Consider the following 18,887-nt stretch of genomic DNA (forward strand, 5'->3'; position numbering starts at 1 on the left):
ATGAAAGAATATTGGTTTAGCGCGATCGCAATTTCTGTTTGTCTCGCATTACCAAATGGCGAAACTGCGATCGCAAATCCTGTTAATCAATTACTAGAGACTAGAGCCTGTCCAGAATGTGAGCTAAGTAATGCCAATCTAGTTGAGGCGAAACTCAATGGCGCAAACTTAAGCTTAGCCAAAATGCGGGCTGCCAATTTTCAAAAAGCGAATTTAATCGGCGCAAACCTGATCGGCGCTTATCTCAAGGATGCCAACTTTGAAGGGGCAAATTTACGCTGGGCAAACTTTACCAATGCCGATTTAGAGAATGTCAACTTTCAGGGAGCCGATTTGCGGGGGGCGAGATTTAACTCGGCGCTCCTCAAAGATGTCAATACCAAAACCAGCAAATTTTGCCGCACGATCATGACCGATGGCAAGCTGAATAATCGTGATTGTCGTCTGTCAGGGGATTAGCGCAGTCGCATAATCTCATTAACCCAGCGCAATCGCTCAGCATGGCTCAGATTCAGAACATCTTCCCTTGACCAATGGAAGTAAAAAGCAATAAAGGCTACCTCCTCATATAACCGATCTGAGGGGTAGCCTATGACTCCCCCGCCGTAGTTACATTTTTGGGTTGCACTTGTCCAAAAAAGTCTTGTAAATACACAAAATCTGGTAAAAATAGCTGTTCCAGATGTTGCGGTGTAACTTTGGTTAGGCTTCCTAATTTGGTGATCGCTTGACTCATCAATAAAAAAACCAGATCAAGATTGCGATCGCGATTTGCTAATTCCTGCACAATCAACTCATCCTTTGCCGTCAACAGTCGCATGGAGCCATGATCATGTAATTCCCCATCACTGACTAATCCCTTCGGCAATTGAAAATCAAACTCTGCATTCATAACTATTAGTGGTTCTCAAAAATTGAACTTACCGATACAGCGCAAAGCGCTGTATTAAAACCCAGAGCAATTTTTAAAAGCGCCGCTTCGCGGCGCTTTTAAAAATTGCTCTGTATTACTTTTGACTAGGTGGCACTTCCGATGGCGCGAGCGTACCGCCCGATTGTTGATTGGGAGATGCAGGAATTAACGGTGAGTCAATCTCAGGCACAGCCAAATCTGGCGCTAACATCGGTGGCGGCTCATCGGCTTTAGGAGCAGGTGGTGGAGCAATCGTCTGGACAATGAACGATCGCATGATCATCTGTCCATCGGGATTAGTCACCTTGAGCGTGTAAGTCACCTCGGCAGATTTAGGGCTGAGGGGTAAAGCCAATTGTCCAACCGCCGCAACATTGCCAGGGGCAGGCAGCAAATCAATCTTAGCGGCGGCAGAAGCTTCCACTTTCCAAGCAAGGGTCAACACCGTGGGAACATCAGGATTGAGATTGAAAGAATATTGCGGTAATGCTTCCTGTCCATTGACCTTCAATTCGAGGATTTTGGCAGGATATGGCGCAATTTTAGTAAGCTCAGTTTTGCGTGTTAGACCAACTGCTTTAGGGTCAGCTTTGGGATCAACCTTAGGCTCGGCGGCGGGTCTTGTCGGTGCGATCGCAATTTCAAACACATAATTACCCGAAGCAGTTGCCTCCGTGGGAACACTCTTACAAATCAGTTGATCCTCAGCAATTGTGCAGTAGGGACGCAACGCTCGCGGCAGCCCTTCAGTCATCGAAAACTGCAAAGGTGGACTCTTCACCTCACCCTCAGGCGTGCGCCCGACAATAGTTATTTCTCGGACTTGACTAACATTGCCAATCCGCCAATTGAGCCTTACTTCATTATCGAGATCAGGTTTGGGCTTGATGATGCCCAGATTACTCGCACCTTGGGCAATACCCACCGCCGAGAAAAACACCTGTTGCTCTAACCGATTTGCGATCGCATTGGCATCCCCAACCTTAGTCACACTCTCTGGGCTTGGCGATGGAGCAGGAACGGGAGCAGGTTCGGCGGGCGCTGATTCAGGATTAGCAGGTTGAGCTTGCGCCACTGGTGCAGGCGTGAGATTAGGCAACAATGGCTTGGACTCTGTATAGAGAGGCTTAGTCGTCGCAAATTCTAAAATCTCCGCTTGGGGAATCGGCTCTACTAAAATTTTGGTAGTTTTGACAGGGGCAATCGTTCTTGTTTTCGAGTTTTTTGATGATAAGTTCATCTGAAAAATATACTCACTGGGCTTACGCGCATCGGTGGGTACATTTTGACAAAGTAATTCGCGATCGATCACACAATATTCTTTCAATTCAGGCGGAATGCCCTTACTAAAGTTGTAGGTGATAGGCTGACTCAACACCTTACCATCGGTGGATTGTCCCTCGATGGCAACTTCACTGATTAATTCGGGATAGGTGATCCGCCACCGTAACCGAATTGCTTCATTGGAAACCTCTTGATAAGTAGATGACTCAGATGTAAATTCAACGACTTGCGGCACATCGGGTTGACGGAAAAAGATCCACCAAATCAGAAAGATCAAAGCTCCAATTAAGCCCAAAATGCCAATTAGCAATAAAACAAACTGCCACCAAGGACGTGACGGCAGCAATAAATTACTGGGATAACGATCATTGGGTAAAAATGCCCCCTGTTTATCTTCAATTTCAATGATGAAATTCAAATAGCGATCGCTTAAAAAACGGGGCTTACATTTTTTAGTCGGGACAACTTCAATATTGATTCTTGCCGTGCCGAAGGGTGCAAGTTTTACCTCTTCAGGAATGATCGTATAGACCAACAATCCTTCCTGTTCAGGGCTAGTTGCCCTCAAGAGTAATTCACGGGCAACATTGCCATTACTTCGCAAGCGCATTTCATAGATTGATGGCTGGCGATCAACTCGCGTTAATAAAGTCACCAACTGCACATCCAGTTGATAGGTGGGCAAAATTTCGAAATAGGCAATATCTAGTAACGCTAATTCAGGATTGTTGGCGGAATGTACACGGATAGTCGGAGCATAGAGTCCTGCCCAAGCATCGGTTGGCGGCTTGAAAATAATCGTGATTTGCCCTTGGGTATCAGGGTTGAGGGGCAGACCTTCGGCGGCTTCGACAATACCCGCAAGGGCTAAACCTTCGGGATAGTAAATCGAAAACCATTTAGGATCGAGGTCAGGGACAGTGACGCGAAAGCGATCTACCCGTTCCGAGCGATTGGCAACGGAAATCATCACTTGCCAGACCTCTCCCGATCGCATTTGATGCGGGTTGTCCGATGCGGTGCGCGGTAAGGTGACAAAAGTGGGATCGTTGACCCGCAGCACTTCTTGAATCGCAGGCTGGACAATGACACGACCCTTATATTGAATCGGCGTATGCTCAGGATAATGCTGAGGTGCATCGATGATCAGGGTGTAATTGTAGTCATTGGGCGGCGTAGTAGGCGGCACTTGCACCTGAAACACCACTTCGCAGCTTTGTCCGACACTAAGCGCTAGGCTCTCGGAGGGAAAAGGACACCAAGGATAAATCGAGCTGGAGTCTTGATCGATCGCGACGCTAATTACGGCACTGCGATCGCCCTGATTGGTGACGGTGACACAGAGATCAAAGCTTTCCCCCGTTGTGACGGCGACTGTCCCCGATGGATTGAGGATGATGGAGAGTGGTCGAATAGTTGGTGATACTGATGACATTGCCTCTAGGCTGTCAGTATTTTGTTGCCGACGAAAATCAATCTCGTAGTAAGTGATCCCCTGATTTTGTCGTGTTTCAATAAATCCTTGATTAATTAAATCCGTAACCTCGATGCGGGTCTCCTCTAGCTCTGCCTCGATGTAGGTGGCGATTGCTTCGAGGGTTGCCTCTCGCTGGCGCATCATCCAGTTAATAATCTGTTGTTGTCTTGGGGATAATGTCAAAATATCCGCCATACTAAACCCTGCATTCGTTGCTGTATCACTGTTGTCAGCATTGGCAGCAAATATGGTTGATTCACTCCTCATTTTACGCAGGACTTTTTATGAATGGGACAAGTTAATGAGACAAGTTAACGGGACAAGATTTTGCGTACACTTTAGTATCAAGGATACAACTCAATGTATTCCGAAAAGTTTAAGCAAGCACAAATTACTAAATTCGTTAAATATTGCTATGAATCAGGATGAACTCAGAGATCGGCTAAATCTGGAAATGGAAACCGTGAGCATCAATCAGCTCACGGAATTGGGGAACCTTGCGATATCGATGGGGTTAATTGCAGGACATGGCTTTCATGGTGGCAAGTATGAAATTCTCCGCCAAGGCAAAGTAATCCTGCTCCCAGCCAAAGAAGCGACAACCTATCTAGAACAGCTTATTCACACTGTAACTGAAGCAAAATGACCGCATCTAGCCAGACGATCAGTAGTGCGGCATGGCTACAATCTAGCCAACGCGATTTATTTAGTGCGATCGCAAAAATACGCTTTACCTTAGAAAAAAATATTGCTAGTCGTAATGGTAAAACTGGTGAAGGTGACGAAATTAGCAAAACTATCGTCCCAAGTTTTGAACCTTCAGCCCTAAATTTTGACAGTCATCTATCGCAACTATGCGACAAATTCAATCTGTCGCGTTTTGAAAGAGATATTTTGCTGCTCTGTGCAGGGATGGAATTTGATTCAAGTTGGGGATTACTCTGTGCCGAAGTTATCAATGACCCAAAGCAAAACTATCCCACCTTTAATCTTGCCATGTCGGCATTAGAGCTTCCTGACTGGTCAGCTCTTGCTCCTGCTTCCAATTTACGCCAATGGCATATGGTGGAAATTGGTGCGGGGAATGCCCTCACCTCCAGCCCTCTCCGCATTAATGAACGAATTTTGCATTATTTGATGGGCGATCAACATCTAGATGAACGCTTGTTACAAATTCTCGAACCAGTTATTTCTAATTCTGTCCAGATTAATTCGCACCAGCAAATTACCGATCAGGCAATTTCTACTTGGGTCAATGCTGCCGAATCTAGTGATGTTAATTATTTGCCCGTACTACAACTATGCGGTGAGGATGTAACCAGTAAAATTGCGATCGCCTCTGATATTTGCAGCAATCTGGAATTAAAACTTTACAAAATCCCTGCCAGTTTACTACCCCATGATTTAGGTAATCTGCAATTAATTGCTCAACTTTGCGATCGCGAATATACCCTCAACGATATTGCTCTCTTGCTAGATTGCGATCGCGATGAAGCTCCTAATCAAAACCAAGATCTCGCCATTGGCTATCTAATTGAGATTTTAAAATGTCCAATGATCATTAGTAGCCAAAGCCGTCGCCGCCAACACCAACGCTCGATCATCACCTTTGATGTGCAGTCGCCCTCTGTCCAAGAACAACAAATCCTCTGGGAAAAGTCTCTCAGCGATCTTGCCCTCGGCAATCTTGATAGCGGGCTTACCGATTCTCTAAATGATGATCTAAATAGTTCCATTCATCAACTCGTTTCCTATTTCAATCTTTCCCCTAGCCTGATATCTAACGCGGCGCTCAAAGCCAAAAGCACCCATCAACAGCAATCCGATCAACCATTCCATCAATCTTTATGGGATGCTTGCCGTTCCCAATCGCGACCTCGCCTAGATGAGCTTGCCCAAAGGGTAGAAACCACAGCAACTTGGGAAGATTTGATCTTGCCATCCAAGGAAAAATTTGTTCTCCATGACATCGCCGCCCATGTCCGCCAGCGCTTAACTGTTTACGAGCAATGGGGATTTGCAGGCAGGAGTCGGCGCGGACTAGGGATTAGCGCTCTGTTTGCTGGCACTAGTGGCACGGGTAAAACGATGGCCGCCGAGGTCTTGGGCAATGAGTTAAAGCTTGATGTTTATCGGATTGACCTCAGTTCTGTAATTGATAAATACATTGGAGAAACCGAAAAGAACCTCAAGCGTATTTTTGATGCCGCCGAAGGTGGAGGGGTTATTTTGTTATTTGATGAAGCCGATGCCCTCTTTGGTAAACGCACCGAGGTGAAAGATAGCCACGATCGCCATGCTAATGTAGGCGTTAGCTATCTATTGCAACGGATGGAAGCCTATCGCGGTCTTGCTGTCCTCACCACCAACCTCAAAAATTCCCTCGATCAAGCTTTTCTACGCAGATTACGATTTGTAATTCAGTTTCCCTTCCCCGATGCCGAGCAACGTACCGAAATTTGGCGCAGAGCCTTTCCCACACAAACGCCAACCTTTGAGTTGGACTATCTCAAACTTGGTAAGCTCAGCGTTGCAGGTGGTAATATTCGCAATATTGCCCTCAATTCCGCCTTCATTGCCGCCGATCATCGTGAGCCTGTGCAAATGAAACATATCTTGCAAGCCGCCAAAATTGAGTATATTAAACTCGAAAAACCAATGATGGATACGGAAATAAAAGGATGGGTATAGCTAAAGCTGCGATCGCAATTTCTGCCCTCATCGCCCTAGTTTCAGGGACATCAGTATTTGCCGCATTTGCCGCCAATCAGAGCCATGTCGAGCAGTTGGTGAAAACCAAAGAATGTTCTGAATGCGATCTTCCCGATGCCAGACTGGCGGGGGCTGATCTCATCGGTGCAAATATCCGCGATGCCGATCTCCGTAAAGCCGATCTACGGGGGGCTAAGTTGGATGGCGCAAAATTTATGCGTTCCAATATGTTGGGAGCAGATCTTCGCTTTGCCCTGCTTTCAGGAGCCGACTTTCTCAATGCAAATCTGCTAGAGGCAAAGCTGGAAGGGGCAAATTTATTTCGGGCAAATCTCAAATATGCCAACCTCGAACGCGCCATTCTCAATCAAGCTTCCTTTAAAAATGCCGACCTCCAATTTGCCAAACTAATCGCAGCGAATCTCAATGGCGCAAATCTAGACAGTGCTAACCTCTCCCTTGCCGAACTCGAAAAAGCTGATTTCACCAATGCCCGCTTAAAAAGGGTCAATCTTCGCCGCGCTAACTTAAGTGACGTTAATTTCACCAGAGCCACCCTTGAAGGAGCAAGCCTACAAGGAGCAACCTTTGCAGGCGCAAATTTATTTCATACGGATTTGCGATCGAGCAAAATTGATAGTGATACCTTTTTTGAGCCTAAATGGTTTTTAGTTTGGAAAATCGTCAATCAGCGCGTAGAGGGACAGTCTCTAATTGCCGCCGATTTATCGGGTGGAAATTTTGAAAAAGCCAACCTCGCAGGAGTGGATCTTGAAGATGCAAACTTTACTCAAGCCTATCTATTCATCACCAATCTCAGACGAAGTAATCTTGTTCGCGCCAAGTTCAACTCCGCCAATTTACGCTATGCCGATTTAACTAGAGCCAATCTAACCGAAGCTGATTTTGCAGGGGCGCAGTTGTCCGATGCGAATCTGTCAGGGGCAAATCTCCGCCTTGCCAACCTGCGAGAAAGCATCATTAATGAAGAGACAGTGATTGATCGCAAATGGCGCACTGTCTGGCAAATCGTCAACCGTGGCGGCGAAGATAGCAATTTTAAAGGCATGGATCTAGCGGGGGCAAATTTGCGCCTAGCGCGATTACGTGGGGCGCAGCTTATCGATGCCGATCTTAGTCAATCAGACCTGCGCGGTGCTGATTTTGTCGGGGCAAATTTACAACGCACCAATTTCGCAGGAGCTAATTTAACGGGTGCAAATCTGCGGGGTGCAGTTTTGCGGGAAACCAATTTTTGCGGCGCGACCATGACCGATGGCAGCATTGGCGAATGCAAGTAGCGCTTAGTCCTGACTACTAGCCCTGACCACACATAGCTTTTACCCAAAGCGCATAATTGTCCTCGATCGCAATTACGGGTAGAGCCATAATTTCTGGCACTTCGTAGGGATGTTGCGATCGCAATTTCACCACCAAAGCGTCATAGTTTTTAGCAACAGTTTTGATTAAAAGCAAATGCTCATGCTCTTGGCAAAGTTTGCCATCCCACATATAGAAGGAAGTCATGCTAGGCATAATTTGTACACAGGCAGCAAGCTGTTCGGCAACTAAAATTTTGGCAAGCTGATCAGCTTGATTGCGATCGGGCAAGGTCGTCATCACGACTATAAATTCAAGTTCTGAATTAGGCATATATCCCTGTTCTCAAATAGAGTGTTTCACCTGTTTAGTGGGTGGCCCTCCAGTCTCTCAGATAAGTACATGTTTTGAAAAATTTCCGCTGTTATCAAAAGTACAATCCTTCAAAAAATTATTTAAATATTTGTAAATCAATTTACTTGATTTAATCAAAAACTAAGCCTAAATAAATTTAAAATTTAAAATTCTGTATCGACCATTTAAAGGGCAATAGAGAATTTTAAATCTATTATTTAAACATCTTGAAATGATGATTTAAGCTCAGCTTCCTTTGACATCCAAGTCTAACCAGTTTACGCTTAAAGCTTAGGTGTGCAAAGAGGATTACTTCAACATGTTCAAGAGAAATAGCTATATTTGCTCAATATCGCTTCTATCTACTATCACAGGTCTGGCTACCTTCTCAAATATCGCTCATGCAGAGACATTGACAGACGCAACAAATATTAACCCTTCTATCAATTCCTACCAAAGTCTCCAACTACAAGACCCTCTATTAGCCCAAAACGTTACATCAGTATCGCAGCTCAGCGATGTCAAACCCACTGACTGGGCTTTCACGGCTCTTCAATCTCTAGTTGAACGCTATGGCTGTATTGCAGGATATCCCGACAGCACCTATCGCGGAAATCAAGCCACTAGCCGCTATGAATTTGCCGCAGGTTTAAATGCCTGTCTCGACAAAATCAATGAGATCATCTCTGCGGGTCTAGCTGACAAAGTTAGCCAAGAGGATTTAGCAACACTCCAAAAGCTACAGGAAGAATTTGCGAGTGAATTGGCAACTCTGCGCGGTCGCGTTGATGCTCTCGATGCCAAAACTGCCAAATTAGAGGCACAACAGTTTTCAACTACAACCAAGTTAACAGGAGAAGCGATTTTCTCACTCACAGCAGGTAGTGGGGGGCCTCTAGATGGAAAGGCAAATGTGACATTAGGCAATCGCACCCGTCTCCTCCTCAATACCAGCTTCACAGGGAAAGATTCCTTGAGAACCCGCTTAGAGGCAGGAAACAACCTTGCAGCGGCAGGCACTACAACCGCAGGTAATAGTGGCAGTTTAGCGGATGCCTTAGGAACAAATTCCGTTAGAATTGGACCTGGAGCTTCAGGAACCGACAATTCATTTAGATTAAGCTTGCTTGACTACAAATTCCCCGTTTTCGATGATAAGGTAACTCTTTACGTTGCTCCAGTTAGCTTTCCTGATGAATTCTTTACCGTCCTTTCTCCTGTAGCGAGCAATGGTCAAGGTTCTATTTCCCGTTTCGGACGCTTTGATCCCCTGATGCGGATTGCGGGTACATCTTCTCTGTTTGCCTTTGATTGGAAAGTTACCGATAAATTCAAAATCCAAGCAGGCTATGGAACTTCTAATCCTGCTTCCCCTGCCCCTGGTGGACAAGGTGGTTTATTCGGCGGCTCCAGCATTGCCCTAGTGCAGATGCTATTTAAGCCCACTGACAATCTCGATGCCTCTGTAACCTATGCCAACACTTACCACCAAGGCAACTCACTCAGTACAGGCTTGAGCAGTAGCGAGTCTATTAGTGCGGCTGGAGTAACTTCTATTAGAGCTAATTCAATTGGTGGAAATTTGGCTTGGCGATTTGCCCCCAAAGTCACATTCCACACTTGGGGAACTGTAATTTTTGCAGATTCAGTGAACAACTCAGCGTCTACGACTTTTACAAGTTGGATTACAGGATTAACTTTCAATGATTTGTTCAGTGAAGGAAGTGCAGGAAGTGTTCTGTTTGGACAACCAATAAATCGTTCATCAGCTAGCGGACTAGCAACTTTAGGAGCAGTTAATTCAACTCCTTACCATTTAGAATTGTTCTATCGCTATCGAGTCAATAAGAATATCAGCATCACCCCCGGAGTCTTCTGGGTATTTAACCCCGAAGGCGTAAGCACTAATCCAACAGCAACTGTGGGCGTAATTCGCACAACCTTTACTTTCTAGTACATACTCTAAACAGAAAGTCATGCAAAGCGTAACTTTCTGTTTAACTTTAGAATCAAAATCTATGATGTAACAATCACATCATAGATTTTGGTTTGACACTTAATCAATCACAGAAATAAACGGAGTAATTTCAGCTATGACTGCGATCGCAAAACAAGACTGCGACCTTGCCACGGTCATGAAAGAGGATGGTGTTGCCAAAGCAAATACCCACGGCAGCATCAACCGTATTTTTAATCGCCTTGAAGATATCAAACAAGAGATGGGTGAACCATCTTGGTCTGTACGCCTCATTTATACCGACATGATGAGCGCCGTGATGATTTGCCAAAAACCGGGTGAGAGCAACCGCACCCATTACCATGCTGAAGAAGATGAATGGTGGGTGGTCATGGAAGGGGAGCTAGAGTGGGATATTGATGGTCATGGAACCTATCGTGCGACTAAGGACGACATTGTATTTGTCCCCCGCCAAGTGGTTCATAATATTCGCGTCGTTGGGGATAAACCATCAATCCGTTTAGCAATTGGTAAACCTGATGTCAATCATATTTTTATTGATGACTAATGGCAAAACCACAGGAATTCTGCGATCGCTTTAGAGATAGTTTTAACGGCAAAGTTGCCATCATTACTGGGGCAAGCAGCGGTATTGGTCAAGAAGTTGCGTCTGCGATCGCAAATTATGGCGCACATACAGTATTTATTTCCCGTAGCGGCGCTGAAGCCATTGTCTCTGAGCTAAACAATTCGGGCAAATCAGCAATATCAATTTGCTGTGATGTTGCCGATGAATCTCAAGTCAAATTTGCGATCGCAACAGTTGTCCAAAAATACGGGCAAATCGATATCCTGATTAACAATGCAGCCATCAATCAAGTCGCGAAAATAGAAGATATTTCCCTAGAAGATTGGAACAAAGTAATGGCAACCAATCTCACCAGTCAATTTCTTTGTTGCAAAGAAATTGTGCCAATTATGAAGCAACAACATAGTGGCAAAATCATCAATGTCTCCTCAATTGCAGGACATTTTCGCAGCAAGGTTTCAGGAATTCACTATGTAGCATCAAAAGCGGGGGTAATCGGCTTCACCAGACAACTAGCCTACGAGCTAGCGCCCTTTCAAATCAATGTCAATGCCATTTGCCCCAGCCAAACCTATACACCAATGCTAGCCGCAACCCTAGCCCCCATAGCCGAACAAAAACTAATTGAATCCATCCCCCTAAGTAGAATTGCCTCTATGGAAGAACAGGTCAATGTAATCTTGTTTCTAGCCTCGTCACTATCTAGTTATATGACAGGTGCAATAGTTGATGTCAATGGAGGACAGTTCTGAAAATAAAACATCTTTTCCTATGAATCTCAAACATGCCAATACAAACTATTTAACAACAATTATCCTCTCAATGATCTTACAATTTTCATGCTCAACTTATATGGTTGAAATCCTATGACTGAACTTCTACAAAATCCCCTCGTAATGCTCTACGTAAGGTTAATTGGATGGAATCTATTAGGCTACATCCTAGGGAAATTACTTCCTAAAAGCTTTACTACTTACCTCGGCAAAGTTTTATTATTCTTCGGAGTACCGATTAGTATCATTTCCTTTTTACGTCAAGCCGACTTATCAGGATGGATTATCATTGCACCCACAACAGCATGGGCAGCCATTTTAGTAGGCGCAGGACTAGCTTGGATCTGGATCGATCTCGGATTGAGTGATGAACGATTTAGAAAATTATCACGGGGAATTACCACTAAAGAACAACGCTTCCAAAGTTCTCCCAATATGGAGGCCAGCGTAGAACAGGAAACATCTTGGTCAGGCGCAACCCAAGGGAGTTTTTTGCTAGCCATGACCTTGGGCAACACAGCCTTTATGGGCTATCCCATCAGCCTCGCCCTTGTTGGCCCCCAATACTTCGCTTGGTCACTATTTTACGACCTCATTGGCTCTACCATCGCCGCCTACTCCGTCGGAGTTGCCCTAGCGAGCCGCTATGGCAGTATGTCTAGCGGCAAGAAACCGCCAAACCCCTTTCTTTCCATGGCAAAAACTCCTGCACTCTGGAGTTTACCCATCGGTCTAGGAATGCGATTTGTCCCTTTACCCACCATCGTTTCATCGGGAATGAATACGATCGCATGGACAACCGTAACCCTATCATTAGTCATGATTGGAATGCAGCTTAGCCAATTAAAGACCCTGCGTAACATCAAAAAAGCTTTAACTTGTTTGTCTATCAAAATGCTGCTCACACCATTAGTGGTCGGCACTGGATTAATGTTCTTTGGAGTCACAGGTGAACCTCGCATGGCAATGGTTTTACAAATGGCAATGCCACCCGCCTTCTCAACCCTTGTCATTGCTCAAGCCTATAACCTAGACCGAGACTTAACCGTAACCACCTTAGCCTTTGGCGTGGTTCTTCTGCTATTCACCATCCCGATCTGGTTATGGCTATTTTCTTAACTAAAGTCAAAGTCACTAAATTAACAGACTATCAATCAAGACCATCAATTAGATAAAGGAGCTTCTAATCCATGCCCAAGCTACTAATCAGCACATCTTCCTTTGATATCGCCCATAATCAAGTATTACAATCTCTGCAAAATCAAGGATTTGAATTTGTTTTAAATCCCCATGGCAGAAAGTTAAAAGAAGCAGAGATTTTAGAACTTCTCAATGATAGCGATATTGTCGGCATGATCGCAGGAGTTGAACCACTCAGCCGCAAAGTATTAACTTCCGCAAAATCTTTAAAAGTCATTTCTCGCTGTGGCATCGGAACCGATAGTGTCGATCTGATTGCCGCCGCCGAACTAGATATTCCCGTCCATATCACCCCATCAGCCCCAGTAATCGCCGTCGCCGAGCTAACCGTCAGCCTGATTCTCTCCACCCTGCGCCGCACCTCAGAAGCAGATCACAATCTCCGTAAAGGAAATTGGAAACCCTTAATGGGCAAACTTTTAGCAGCTCAAGTCATTGGTTTGGTGGGCTATGGTCGTGTCGGTAAACGGGTCGGGCAACTGATCGGCGCATTTGGCGCACAAACCATCGCCTACGATCTTGTCTGTGATTCTCTATTCGCAGATACCATTTGCTTACCCTCCTTAGACGAACTTCTCGAACGATCAAGCGTGATCACCCTACATATTCCCTACAGCCAAGAAAATCATCACTTTGTGAATCGAGACTTCATTCACAAAATGCAATCTGGCAGTATTCTCGTTAATGCTTCAAGGGGAGGACTCATCGATGAAGAAGCTTTGTATGAAGCTCTCGTATCAGGACATTTAGCAGGTGCAGCCCTTGACACCTTTGAAGAAGAACCATACACAGGTAAACTCCTCTCTCTACCTCAAGTCGTCCTAACTCCCCATATGGGTTCCTATGCCAAGGAAGCCAGAATTCAAATGGAACAGGAAGCAGCCCAAAATCTATTAGACAGTCTCGTTAACATGGGTTTAGCCAAGGAGTTAATCACATCATGAATGTAATGAAAACCACTACAACAACTACATATGATGCCATTATCTTTGACTTTGATGGTGTACTTGTTGAGTCTGTCGATGTAAAAACCCAAGCATTTATGGCTCTTTATGCCGAATATGGCGATCGCTTTGTCGAGCAAGTCCGCGACTATCATTTGCTGCATGGCGGCATATCTAGATTTGAGAAGTTTCGTTATTACCAAGAAGTTTTACTCGGTAAACCGCTCACCAAAGATGAAGAACAAAACCTTGGCGATCGCTTTTGCCAATACGTCGAAGATGCCGTTGTCACTGCCAAATATGTGGCAGGAGCTTACGAATTTCTCGAAAACAATTATCAATCGATCCCCCTATTTGTTGCATCAGGAACCCCTGATCAAGAATTAAAAAGGATTATAGAACGACGGAATATGCAGCATTATTTTGTATCTGTCCATGGCTCACCCACCAAAAAGGGAGACATTATCCAATCGATTATCACTAATCACCAATTTAATTGCGATCGCACATTAATGGTTGGTGATGCGATCGCAGATTATGAGGGAGCGATCATCGCAGGTGTAAAATTTATAGGCAGGGTGTTGCGATATCCCGAAACTGCGCCTTTCCCAGCAGAAACAGCAGTTATGCCAGATCTCACTAGTTTATCGTCCAGCTTCTAAACAACCAAAAACTATGCAACGTCGTCAGTTTAATCGGCTATCTCTATCTCTCGCAGGCTTGGGTCTGGCAGCCTGTAGCAACTCCACAGTCTTAAATTATAAACCACCCGAAAAAAGTTCTAAATTTAGAGTTTGGTGGATTCAAAGCTTTTACCCTGCGGAAACAGAAGCACTATCGCAAATTGTAGCGGACTGGGAAAAAAAGAATAACACCAAAGTAGAAATCACCTTCTACAATGACGGCTCAGTTAACCGTGATGCTGAAAATGCCCTAGAAAATGGCAATCCTCCCGACATTCTATTTAGCAATACCGCCGAATTTGCCCTCTATCCTAAACTAGCTTGGCAAAACAAACTCATCGATGTTTCCGATGTCATCGAACCTGTAAAAAATCTATTTAGTCCCATCGCTCTTAAAGCCGTTGCCTATAAAAACAGTGCCAATCCTCAACCTGCTTACTATGCTGTCCCCATCGCCCAACTCGCCGCTGGTTTACATTATTGGCGCGACCTCCTTGCCGATGTGGGTTTAAGCGATAGCAATATTCCTAGAGATTGGGATAAATTTTGGAAATTCTGGGAAACTGCCCAAGAGCTTGCCCGTAGCAAGGGCAAAAAAGACATCTATGCAATCAGTATGCCCATGTCTGCCGAGGCTACCGATGCCATCTTTATGTTTGAGCAATTCCTGACTGCCTATGGCGTAGAGCTATTAGATAGCAATGGTCAATTACAAGCTGACAGCCCACAAAATCGTCAAGGTATTATTGACGCTTTAACTAAATATGCGGGTTTCTATCTCAGCAAAAACGTCCCTCCCAATGCCGTCCAATGGTCAGATGCAGACAACAATCAGGTATTCCTAAGTCGTAATTCTTTTATGACTACGAACCCTGGCTTATCCATTCCCGCATCACAACAATTTGATCCAGAGGTTTACAACAAAAAATTAGTAACCACAGAATGGCCCCTAGCCGCTAGTGGTAAGCCACTTAACTACTTAGTAGCAGTTAAGCAAGCAGTTATCTTTGCTAACCCCAATAGCACAGGGAAAGCCGAAGAAGAGAGACAAAGCCTTGCCAAAAGCCTCATGTCCCACATTATTCAACCTGATAACTTGCTCTCCTATTTAAAGGGAGCAGGGGGACGGTATTTCCCAACTATGCCCAGTCTTTTAGAAAATCCCTACTATAAAGACTCTAAAGATCCTCACATTCTCGCTGCTACCAAACAATTTCAAAATACTAGGTCTTTTTATCCCGCTCAAAATCCTGCCTATGCGGATGTGGGCGCACAGCAAGTCTGGGGACAAGCAATTAATTCTGTGGCAAAGGGTGCAACCACACCAGAGCAAGCCGCCGACAATGCCATTGCCAAAATCAAAACTATTTTCGCACAGTGGAAATAGAAGAAATAGTAGAAATACGAATGCATCAATCAACCTGCAAAGTGAGTCAGACAGATGATTAACATATTCAAAAAACGCCTCCTGCTACAACTTGTTGCCTACTTTTCCCTCCTATCGATTGTCACGGTTTTAGTTGTTGCGGTGAGTGCCAATACCCGCAGTCGTGCCGCTCTACAAAAATCTGTAATTGATCGTCTAGCAGTTGCGACCTCACTCAAGGAATCTCAAGTCAATCAATGGGTAGATAATCAGCGTCGTGACGTAATTTTAATGACACAATTACCTGATCTGATCTCCAATTCAGAAGTTGCAATTACCAAGGAACCAGAATCTCCAGAATTCAAAGCAGCCATTGAAGCACTTAACCAGTTTATGGCGAATATATCCATAGTTAAGCCAAATATTCGCCAAATTTCAATTCTCACCAACAATGGAATTACGATTGTTTCAACAGACAAACAGAAGGAAGGCAAATATCAACCGCTCGGAAATACCACTACCTACTTCACTCGCGATCAATCACGGATCATCGTCCCTAACTTCTATATTTCAGCAATCTCAGGCAAAGCAGCCATGACCTTTGCAGCTCCCTTAACTAACAAAGCAGGCGATCGCATCGGGGTTGTAGCAGTCGATCTAGACCTCCAAGGAGTTGATGATATTATTCGCGAACGTACAGGTTTAGGTACTAGTGGCGAAACCTATTTAGTAGGCAGATTGGCTAGCAAAAACATACTGATTTCAGGAACAGGCGGAGACAATCAGGAAGTTGCCAAAGATATTAAAAGTGAAGGGATTGCCGCTGCCGCATTAGGCAAAGATGGAGAAGGTCTATATAACAACTATAAACAAACTCCTGTATTGGGAAGTTTCATTTGGGTTGATAATCTCAATCTTGCTTTACTCGCCGAAATTTCACAGGCAGAAGCATTTGAGCCAGCCGATCGGCTGGCTCGCGATATTTTACTAATCGGATTGAGTTCCGCAGGTATTTTATTAACCGCTGTGTACTTGATTGCTCGACGAATTTCTCAACCAATCCTTGCAATCGCCGATGCTGCAAACCAAGTCTCTAGCGGTAATCTGGATTCACAAGCCCCAGTATTAACTGAAGATGAAATTGGAATTTTAGCAGTTTCATTTAATCAAATGACATCACAGCTCAAAACATCAGGGGCTCAATTATCGGACTACAGCCGCACTCTGGAGCAGAAAGTCGCACAGCGTACCAGTGAGATTAAAGCCATTATTGAAAACATGGTAGATGGATTATTGGTGATCAATAGTCAAGATCAAATCACCCAATATAATCCTGCGATCGCGGAAATGCTCGGTATTAATATTAATGAAGTTTCTGATCGAGTTAACTATCAAGAAGTGCTAAAAACCGAGCAAATCACCAATCTATTGCACAATACAAGAAAGAATCCTAAAGAGATTTTTAGCGAAGAATTCCCACTAACTAATCACCGTATTGGTAAAGCAGTAGCCACTTCTATTTTCAGGGAAGATAATACCAACCCAGAAAATTTAGGTGAGATTAGTTATTTGAGCACAGTAATTATGGTTCGTGATGTCACTAATGAAAAACAAATAGAAACACTGCAAACAGCCTAATTGCAGTCAATCCAAATCTGCTTGAGATCATAAAAAGAACCTCTTTGTCTCAATTTAAAATTACCTAGAAGTAACCCCAGCCAAACTTCAACGATGGGCAATTGGAGATGCGTCAATAAATCTAACAAAGTTATCGGTAAAACATGACTAAGTAGGCAGTTGGTGATAGCATCAATCCAAACTGATACATTCTCATTATGCGCCGTGGCAAGCACTAACTCTAATTCTTGCTCTGCACTGAGTAGATTTTCCTGTTCCAAAGCCTGAAGTAACACCTCCTTCTCAACAGAAGCAACGATCGAGTTCACTTCTGTTAACTTTTCAGGTGTGCGTCTTGGCAATGATTCAAGGGACTCAAGAAATTGATCAAAGTCCACCGCCATCGATTGACGTACATAGCGATCAAACGCAGTATCAGACATCGCAGGCCCATCAACATTCACATGAGCCTGTAAATTTTCAAACAATAAACCTGTGCGATCGCAAAACAGGTCAGTAATCTGCGCAACTGCATCACCCGCCAACCGTAATTGCGATCGCGTATCCATCTCAATCAAAGTCAAATCCAATAGCTCAAAGACTTTGGGTAAATCTGCCTCATCAGGGGTCTTTGCAGCGGAAGCAATTGCCTCCCATAGATTTAACTCAAGCTGCTTTACTTGCAAAATTTTGCCTCACTCATGAGAATGACAAGGACAAGGACGTAAAGGGCAAAGCCAAGGATCAAGACGTTCTTGGCTCACAAACTTCTTGATTCCATAATTTGACTCTAACAAATTCAACACTTTCTGCACATAAGTATGCACCTGAGAAGCAGTCATACCTATACAGTGAATCGGCTTTATCGCCGCTAATCGCTCCTGACCTTTCCACACCTGAACTGCGATCGCATGGACTGGAGTATCAGTACCCACAGGACGATAAACCAATAGTACCGCCCAAAATATTCCCGCAAATTCATCTACATTAACAACTAGCTCAGGATGAGATGTCACCCGTTTACGCGATCGCACCAAATTAATGCGATCTCGATGGCGAGCATAGGAACGACGACTATAACAAACTGTAGGATCCCAACAGTCACCACCATGTAATTCCTGTGCCTGCTCCGCCGAAAACGTCGCACAACGCTTACATTTATCAGGAATACCCTTCTTAGTCATGATTAAGATTCAGAAACATTGGCAAGCATTGCTAGAACCTTATCAAAAATATTTCTAAGAATAACTTTCTCAGTAGTAAATATATTTGGCATATCATCCACTTCATCAAGAGAATCGAAATCTAGAAAAAGACAACTTTCTTGATCGTCCATTAACCATTCAACCTGCAATAATTGCGTTACATCACCCAACTCGCTTTTCCAACCTTCACGAAATTCTAATACCACTGGCGACTGATAACCTTCAACGGGCATCAGTACAACTAATTTAGTCTGTTGATTGAGATTAAAATCGACAGTATATCCAAGGTTTCTTAAAGCTTGCTCTACCTGAGAATAAGTAAGCATAATTTAATAGAGTGACATTATTGAATATTACAGCGCTTTGCCCTGACAAGATCCACAACATAAAAGAGAGAGAGGAGTCAGCTTATACGAGCTGACTCCTCTCTCTCTTATGTCTTTGTTGTTTGGAGCTAAAAATTAAGCTTGGCATCGAGCTATTTTCCCGTAGG

General features: G+C 44.2%; 19 protein-coding genes. 12 read left to right on the top strand and 7 right to left on the bottom strand.

Going from position 1 to position 18,887, the window contains the following annotated elements:
- Complete coding sequence (locus H6F41_RS14370; RefSeq protein WP_190404159.1) at positions 1 to 459, top strand: pentapeptide repeat-containing protein; 459 nt, start codon at positions 1 to 3, stop codon at positions 457 to 459.
- Here H6F41_RS14370 and H6F41_RS19395 read toward each other — a convergent pair.
- From H6F41_RS19395 to H6F41_RS14380, 3 genes are all read right to left on the bottom strand, one after another.
- Positions 456 to 671: a DUF6760 family protein gene (locus H6F41_RS19395; RefSeq protein ID WP_408962547.1), complete on the bottom strand. Its 216-nt coding sequence runs from the start codon at positions 669 to 671 to the stop codon at positions 456 to 458. The two genes, H6F41_RS14370 and H6F41_RS19395, sit on opposite strands and share 4 nt — an antisense overlap.
- On the bottom strand, positions 590 to 892 hold the full coding sequence (locus H6F41_RS14375; protein ID WP_190404160.1) for a phage tail assembly protein: 303 nt from the start codon (positions 890 to 892) through the stop codon (positions 590 to 592). Before H6F41_RS14375 ends, H6F41_RS19395 begins: the two co-directional genes overlap by 82 nt.
- Positions 893 to 1,007: 115 nt before the next feature.
- Positions 1,008 to 3,941, bottom strand: a complete 2,934-nt coding sequence (locus H6F41_RS14380) for a COG1470 family protein (protein ID WP_190404161.1) — start codon at positions 3,939 to 3,941, stop codon at positions 1,008 to 1,010.
- Between the two features lie 148 nt (positions 3,942 to 4,089).
- Between H6F41_RS14380 and H6F41_RS14385 the strand changes: the two genes are divergently transcribed.
- The 3 genes from H6F41_RS14385 to H6F41_RS14395 are packed head-to-tail and all read left to right on the top strand — an operon-like array spanning position 4,090 to position 7,687.
- On the top strand, positions 4,090 to 4,320 hold the full coding sequence (locus H6F41_RS14385; protein ID WP_190404162.1) for a hypothetical protein: 231 nt from the start codon (positions 4,090 to 4,092) through the stop codon (positions 4,318 to 4,320).
- Complete coding sequence (locus H6F41_RS14390; RefSeq protein ID WP_190404163.1) at positions 4,317 to 6,365, top strand: ATP-binding protein; 2,049 nt, start codon at positions 4,317 to 4,319, stop codon at positions 6,363 to 6,365. Before H6F41_RS14385 ends, H6F41_RS14390 begins: the two co-directional genes overlap by 4 nt.
- Complete coding sequence (locus H6F41_RS14395) at positions 6,356 to 7,687, top strand: pentapeptide repeat-containing protein (RefSeq protein ID WP_190404164.1); 1,332 nt, start codon at positions 6,356 to 6,358, stop codon at positions 7,685 to 7,687. The genes H6F41_RS14390 and H6F41_RS14395 overlap by 10 nt, the downstream gene beginning before the upstream one ends.
- A gap of 16 nt (positions 7,688 to 7,703) precedes the next feature.
- Here the strand turns inward: H6F41_RS14395 and cutA are convergent, their stop codons facing one another.
- Positions 7,704 to 8,039, bottom strand: a complete 336-nt coding sequence (gene cutA, locus H6F41_RS14400) for a divalent-cation tolerance protein CutA (RefSeq protein WP_190404165.1) — start codon at positions 8,037 to 8,039, stop codon at positions 7,704 to 7,706.
- 340 nt (positions 8,040 to 8,379) lie between these two features.
- On the opposite strand from cutA, the gene H6F41_RS14405 reads away from it, so the two are divergent.
- The 8 genes from H6F41_RS14405 to H6F41_RS14440 all read left to right on the top strand — a co-directional run bounded on the left by H6F41_RS14405 (position 8,380) and on the right by H6F41_RS14440 (position 17,210).
- The gene (locus H6F41_RS14405) at positions 8,380 to 10,014 is read left to right on the top strand and encodes an iron uptake porin (RefSeq protein ID WP_190404166.1); all 1,635 of its coding nucleotides are present in this window, start codon (positions 8,380 to 8,382) and stop codon (positions 10,012 to 10,014) included.
- A gap of 139 nt (positions 10,015 to 10,153) precedes the next feature.
- Positions 10,154 to 10,585 carry a cupin domain-containing protein gene (locus tag H6F41_RS14410; protein ID WP_190404167.1) on the top strand — a complete coding sequence of 144 codons (432 nt, stop codon included), beginning with the start codon at positions 10,154 to 10,156 and terminating at the stop codon, positions 10,583 to 10,585.
- Positions 10,585 to 11,358, top strand: a complete 774-nt coding sequence (locus tag H6F41_RS14415; RefSeq protein WP_190404168.1) for an SDR family NAD(P)-dependent oxidoreductase — start codon at positions 10,585 to 10,587, stop codon at positions 11,356 to 11,358. The genes H6F41_RS14410 and H6F41_RS14415 overlap by 1 nt, the downstream gene beginning before the upstream one ends.
- A gap of 114 nt (positions 11,359 to 11,472) precedes the next feature.
- The gene (locus H6F41_RS14420) at positions 11,473 to 12,498 is read left to right on the top strand and encodes an AEC family transporter (protein ID WP_190404169.1); all 1,026 of its coding nucleotides are present in this window, start codon (positions 11,473 to 11,475) and stop codon (positions 12,496 to 12,498) included.
- 71 nt (positions 12,499 to 12,569) lie between these two features.
- Complete coding sequence (locus tag H6F41_RS14425) at positions 12,570 to 13,523, top strand: phosphoglycerate dehydrogenase (protein WP_190404170.1); 954 nt, start codon at positions 12,570 to 12,572, stop codon at positions 13,521 to 13,523.
- On the top strand, positions 13,520 to 14,185 hold the full coding sequence (locus H6F41_RS14430; protein ID WP_199288782.1) for an HAD family hydrolase: 666 nt from the start codon (positions 13,520 to 13,522) through the stop codon (positions 14,183 to 14,185). The genes H6F41_RS14425 and H6F41_RS14430 overlap by 4 nt, the downstream gene beginning before the upstream one ends.
- Positions 14,186 to 14,198: 13 nt before the next feature.
- On the top strand, positions 14,199 to 15,593 hold the full coding sequence (locus H6F41_RS14435; protein WP_190404171.1) for an ABC transporter substrate-binding protein: 1,395 nt from the start codon (positions 14,199 to 14,201) through the stop codon (positions 15,591 to 15,593).
- A 54-nt stretch (positions 15,594 to 15,647) separates the two neighbouring features.
- The gene (locus tag H6F41_RS14440; protein WP_190404172.1) at positions 15,648 to 17,210 is read left to right on the top strand and encodes a HAMP domain-containing protein; all 1,563 of its coding nucleotides are present in this window, start codon (positions 15,648 to 15,650) and stop codon (positions 17,208 to 17,210) included.
- On the opposite strand, the gene H6F41_RS14445 is transcribed toward H6F41_RS14440, so the two are convergent.
- From H6F41_RS14445 to H6F41_RS14455, 3 genes are read right to left on the bottom strand one after another with little or no spacing between them, the layout of a single operon-like run.
- Positions 17,207 to 17,875 carry a hypothetical protein gene (locus tag H6F41_RS14445; protein WP_190404173.1) on the bottom strand — a complete coding sequence of 223 codons (669 nt, stop codon included), beginning with the start codon at positions 17,873 to 17,875 and terminating at the stop codon, positions 17,207 to 17,209. The genes H6F41_RS14440 and H6F41_RS14445 overlap by 4 nt on opposite strands.
- Positions 17,876 to 17,884: 9 nt before the next feature.
- Positions 17,885 to 18,373: a hypothetical protein gene (locus tag H6F41_RS14450; RefSeq protein WP_190404174.1), complete on the bottom strand. Its 489-nt coding sequence runs from the start codon at positions 18,371 to 18,373 to the stop codon at positions 17,885 to 17,887.
- Between the two features lie 2 nt (positions 18,374 to 18,375).
- A complete protein-coding gene (locus tag H6F41_RS14455; RefSeq protein ID WP_190404175.1) occupies positions 18,376 to 18,720 on the bottom strand; it encodes a hypothetical protein in 345 nt (114 codons plus the stop codon).
- Positions 18,721 to 18,887: the final 167 nt, after the last annotated feature.

The organism is Pseudanabaena mucicola FACHB-723, from assembly GCF_014696385.1.
GTDB lineage: Bacteria > Cyanobacteriota > Cyanobacteriia > Pseudanabaenales > Pseudanabaenaceae > Pseudanabaena.

Coding starts and splice junctions, on each gene's coding strand:
- H6F41_RS14370 (WP_190404159.1), top strand. CDS start 1: ATGAAAGAATATTGGTTTAGCGCGATCGCAATTTCTGTTTGTCTCGCA.
- H6F41_RS14455 (WP_190404175.1), bottom strand. CDS start 18,720: ATGCTTACTTATTCTCAGGTAGAGCAAGCTTTAAGAAACCTTGGATAT.
- H6F41_RS14420 (WP_190404169.1), top strand. CDS start 11,473: ATGACTGAACTTCTACAAAATCCCCTCGTAATGCTCTACGTAAGGTTA.
- H6F41_RS14440 (WP_190404172.1), top strand. CDS start 15,648: ATGATTAACATATTCAAAAAACGCCTCCTGCTACAACTTGTTGCCTAC.
- H6F41_RS14375 (WP_190404160.1), bottom strand. CDS start 892: ATGAATGCAGAGTTTGATTTTCAATTGCCGAAGGGATTAGTCAGTGAT.
- H6F41_RS14390 (WP_190404163.1), top strand. CDS start 4,317: ATGACCGCATCTAGCCAGACGATCAGTAGTGCGGCATGGCTACAATCT.
- cutA (WP_190404165.1), bottom strand. CDS start 8,039: ATGCCTAATTCAGAACTTGAATTTATAGTCGTGATGACGACCTTGCCC.
- H6F41_RS14425 (WP_190404170.1), top strand. CDS start 12,570: ATGCCCAAGCTACTAATCAGCACATCTTCCTTTGATATCGCCCATAAT.
- H6F41_RS14415 (WP_190404168.1), top strand. CDS start 10,585: ATGGCAAAACCACAGGAATTCTGCGATCGCTTTAGAGATAGTTTTAAC.
- H6F41_RS14380 (WP_190404161.1), bottom strand. CDS start 3,941: ATGAGGAGTGAATCAACCATATTTGCTGCCAATGCTGACAACAGTGAT.
- H6F41_RS14450 (WP_190404174.1), bottom strand. CDS start 18,373: ATGACTAAGAAGGGTATTCCTGATAAATGTAAGCGTTGTGCGACGTTT.
- H6F41_RS14430 (WP_199288782.1), top strand. CDS start 13,520: ATGAATGTAATGAAAACCACTACAACAACTACATATGATGCCATTATC.
- H6F41_RS14410 (WP_190404167.1), top strand. CDS start 10,154: ATGACTGCGATCGCAAAACAAGACTGCGACCTTGCCACGGTCATGAAA.
- H6F41_RS14405 (WP_190404166.1), top strand. CDS start 8,380: ATGTTCAAGAGAAATAGCTATATTTGCTCAATATCGCTTCTATCTACT.
- H6F41_RS14435 (WP_190404171.1), top strand. CDS start 14,199: ATGCAACGTCGTCAGTTTAATCGGCTATCTCTATCTCTCGCAGGCTTG.
- H6F41_RS14395 (WP_190404164.1), top strand. CDS start 6,356: ATGGGTATAGCTAAAGCTGCGATCGCAATTTCTGCCCTCATCGCCCTA.
- H6F41_RS14385 (WP_190404162.1), top strand. CDS start 4,090: ATGAATCAGGATGAACTCAGAGATCGGCTAAATCTGGAAATGGAAACC.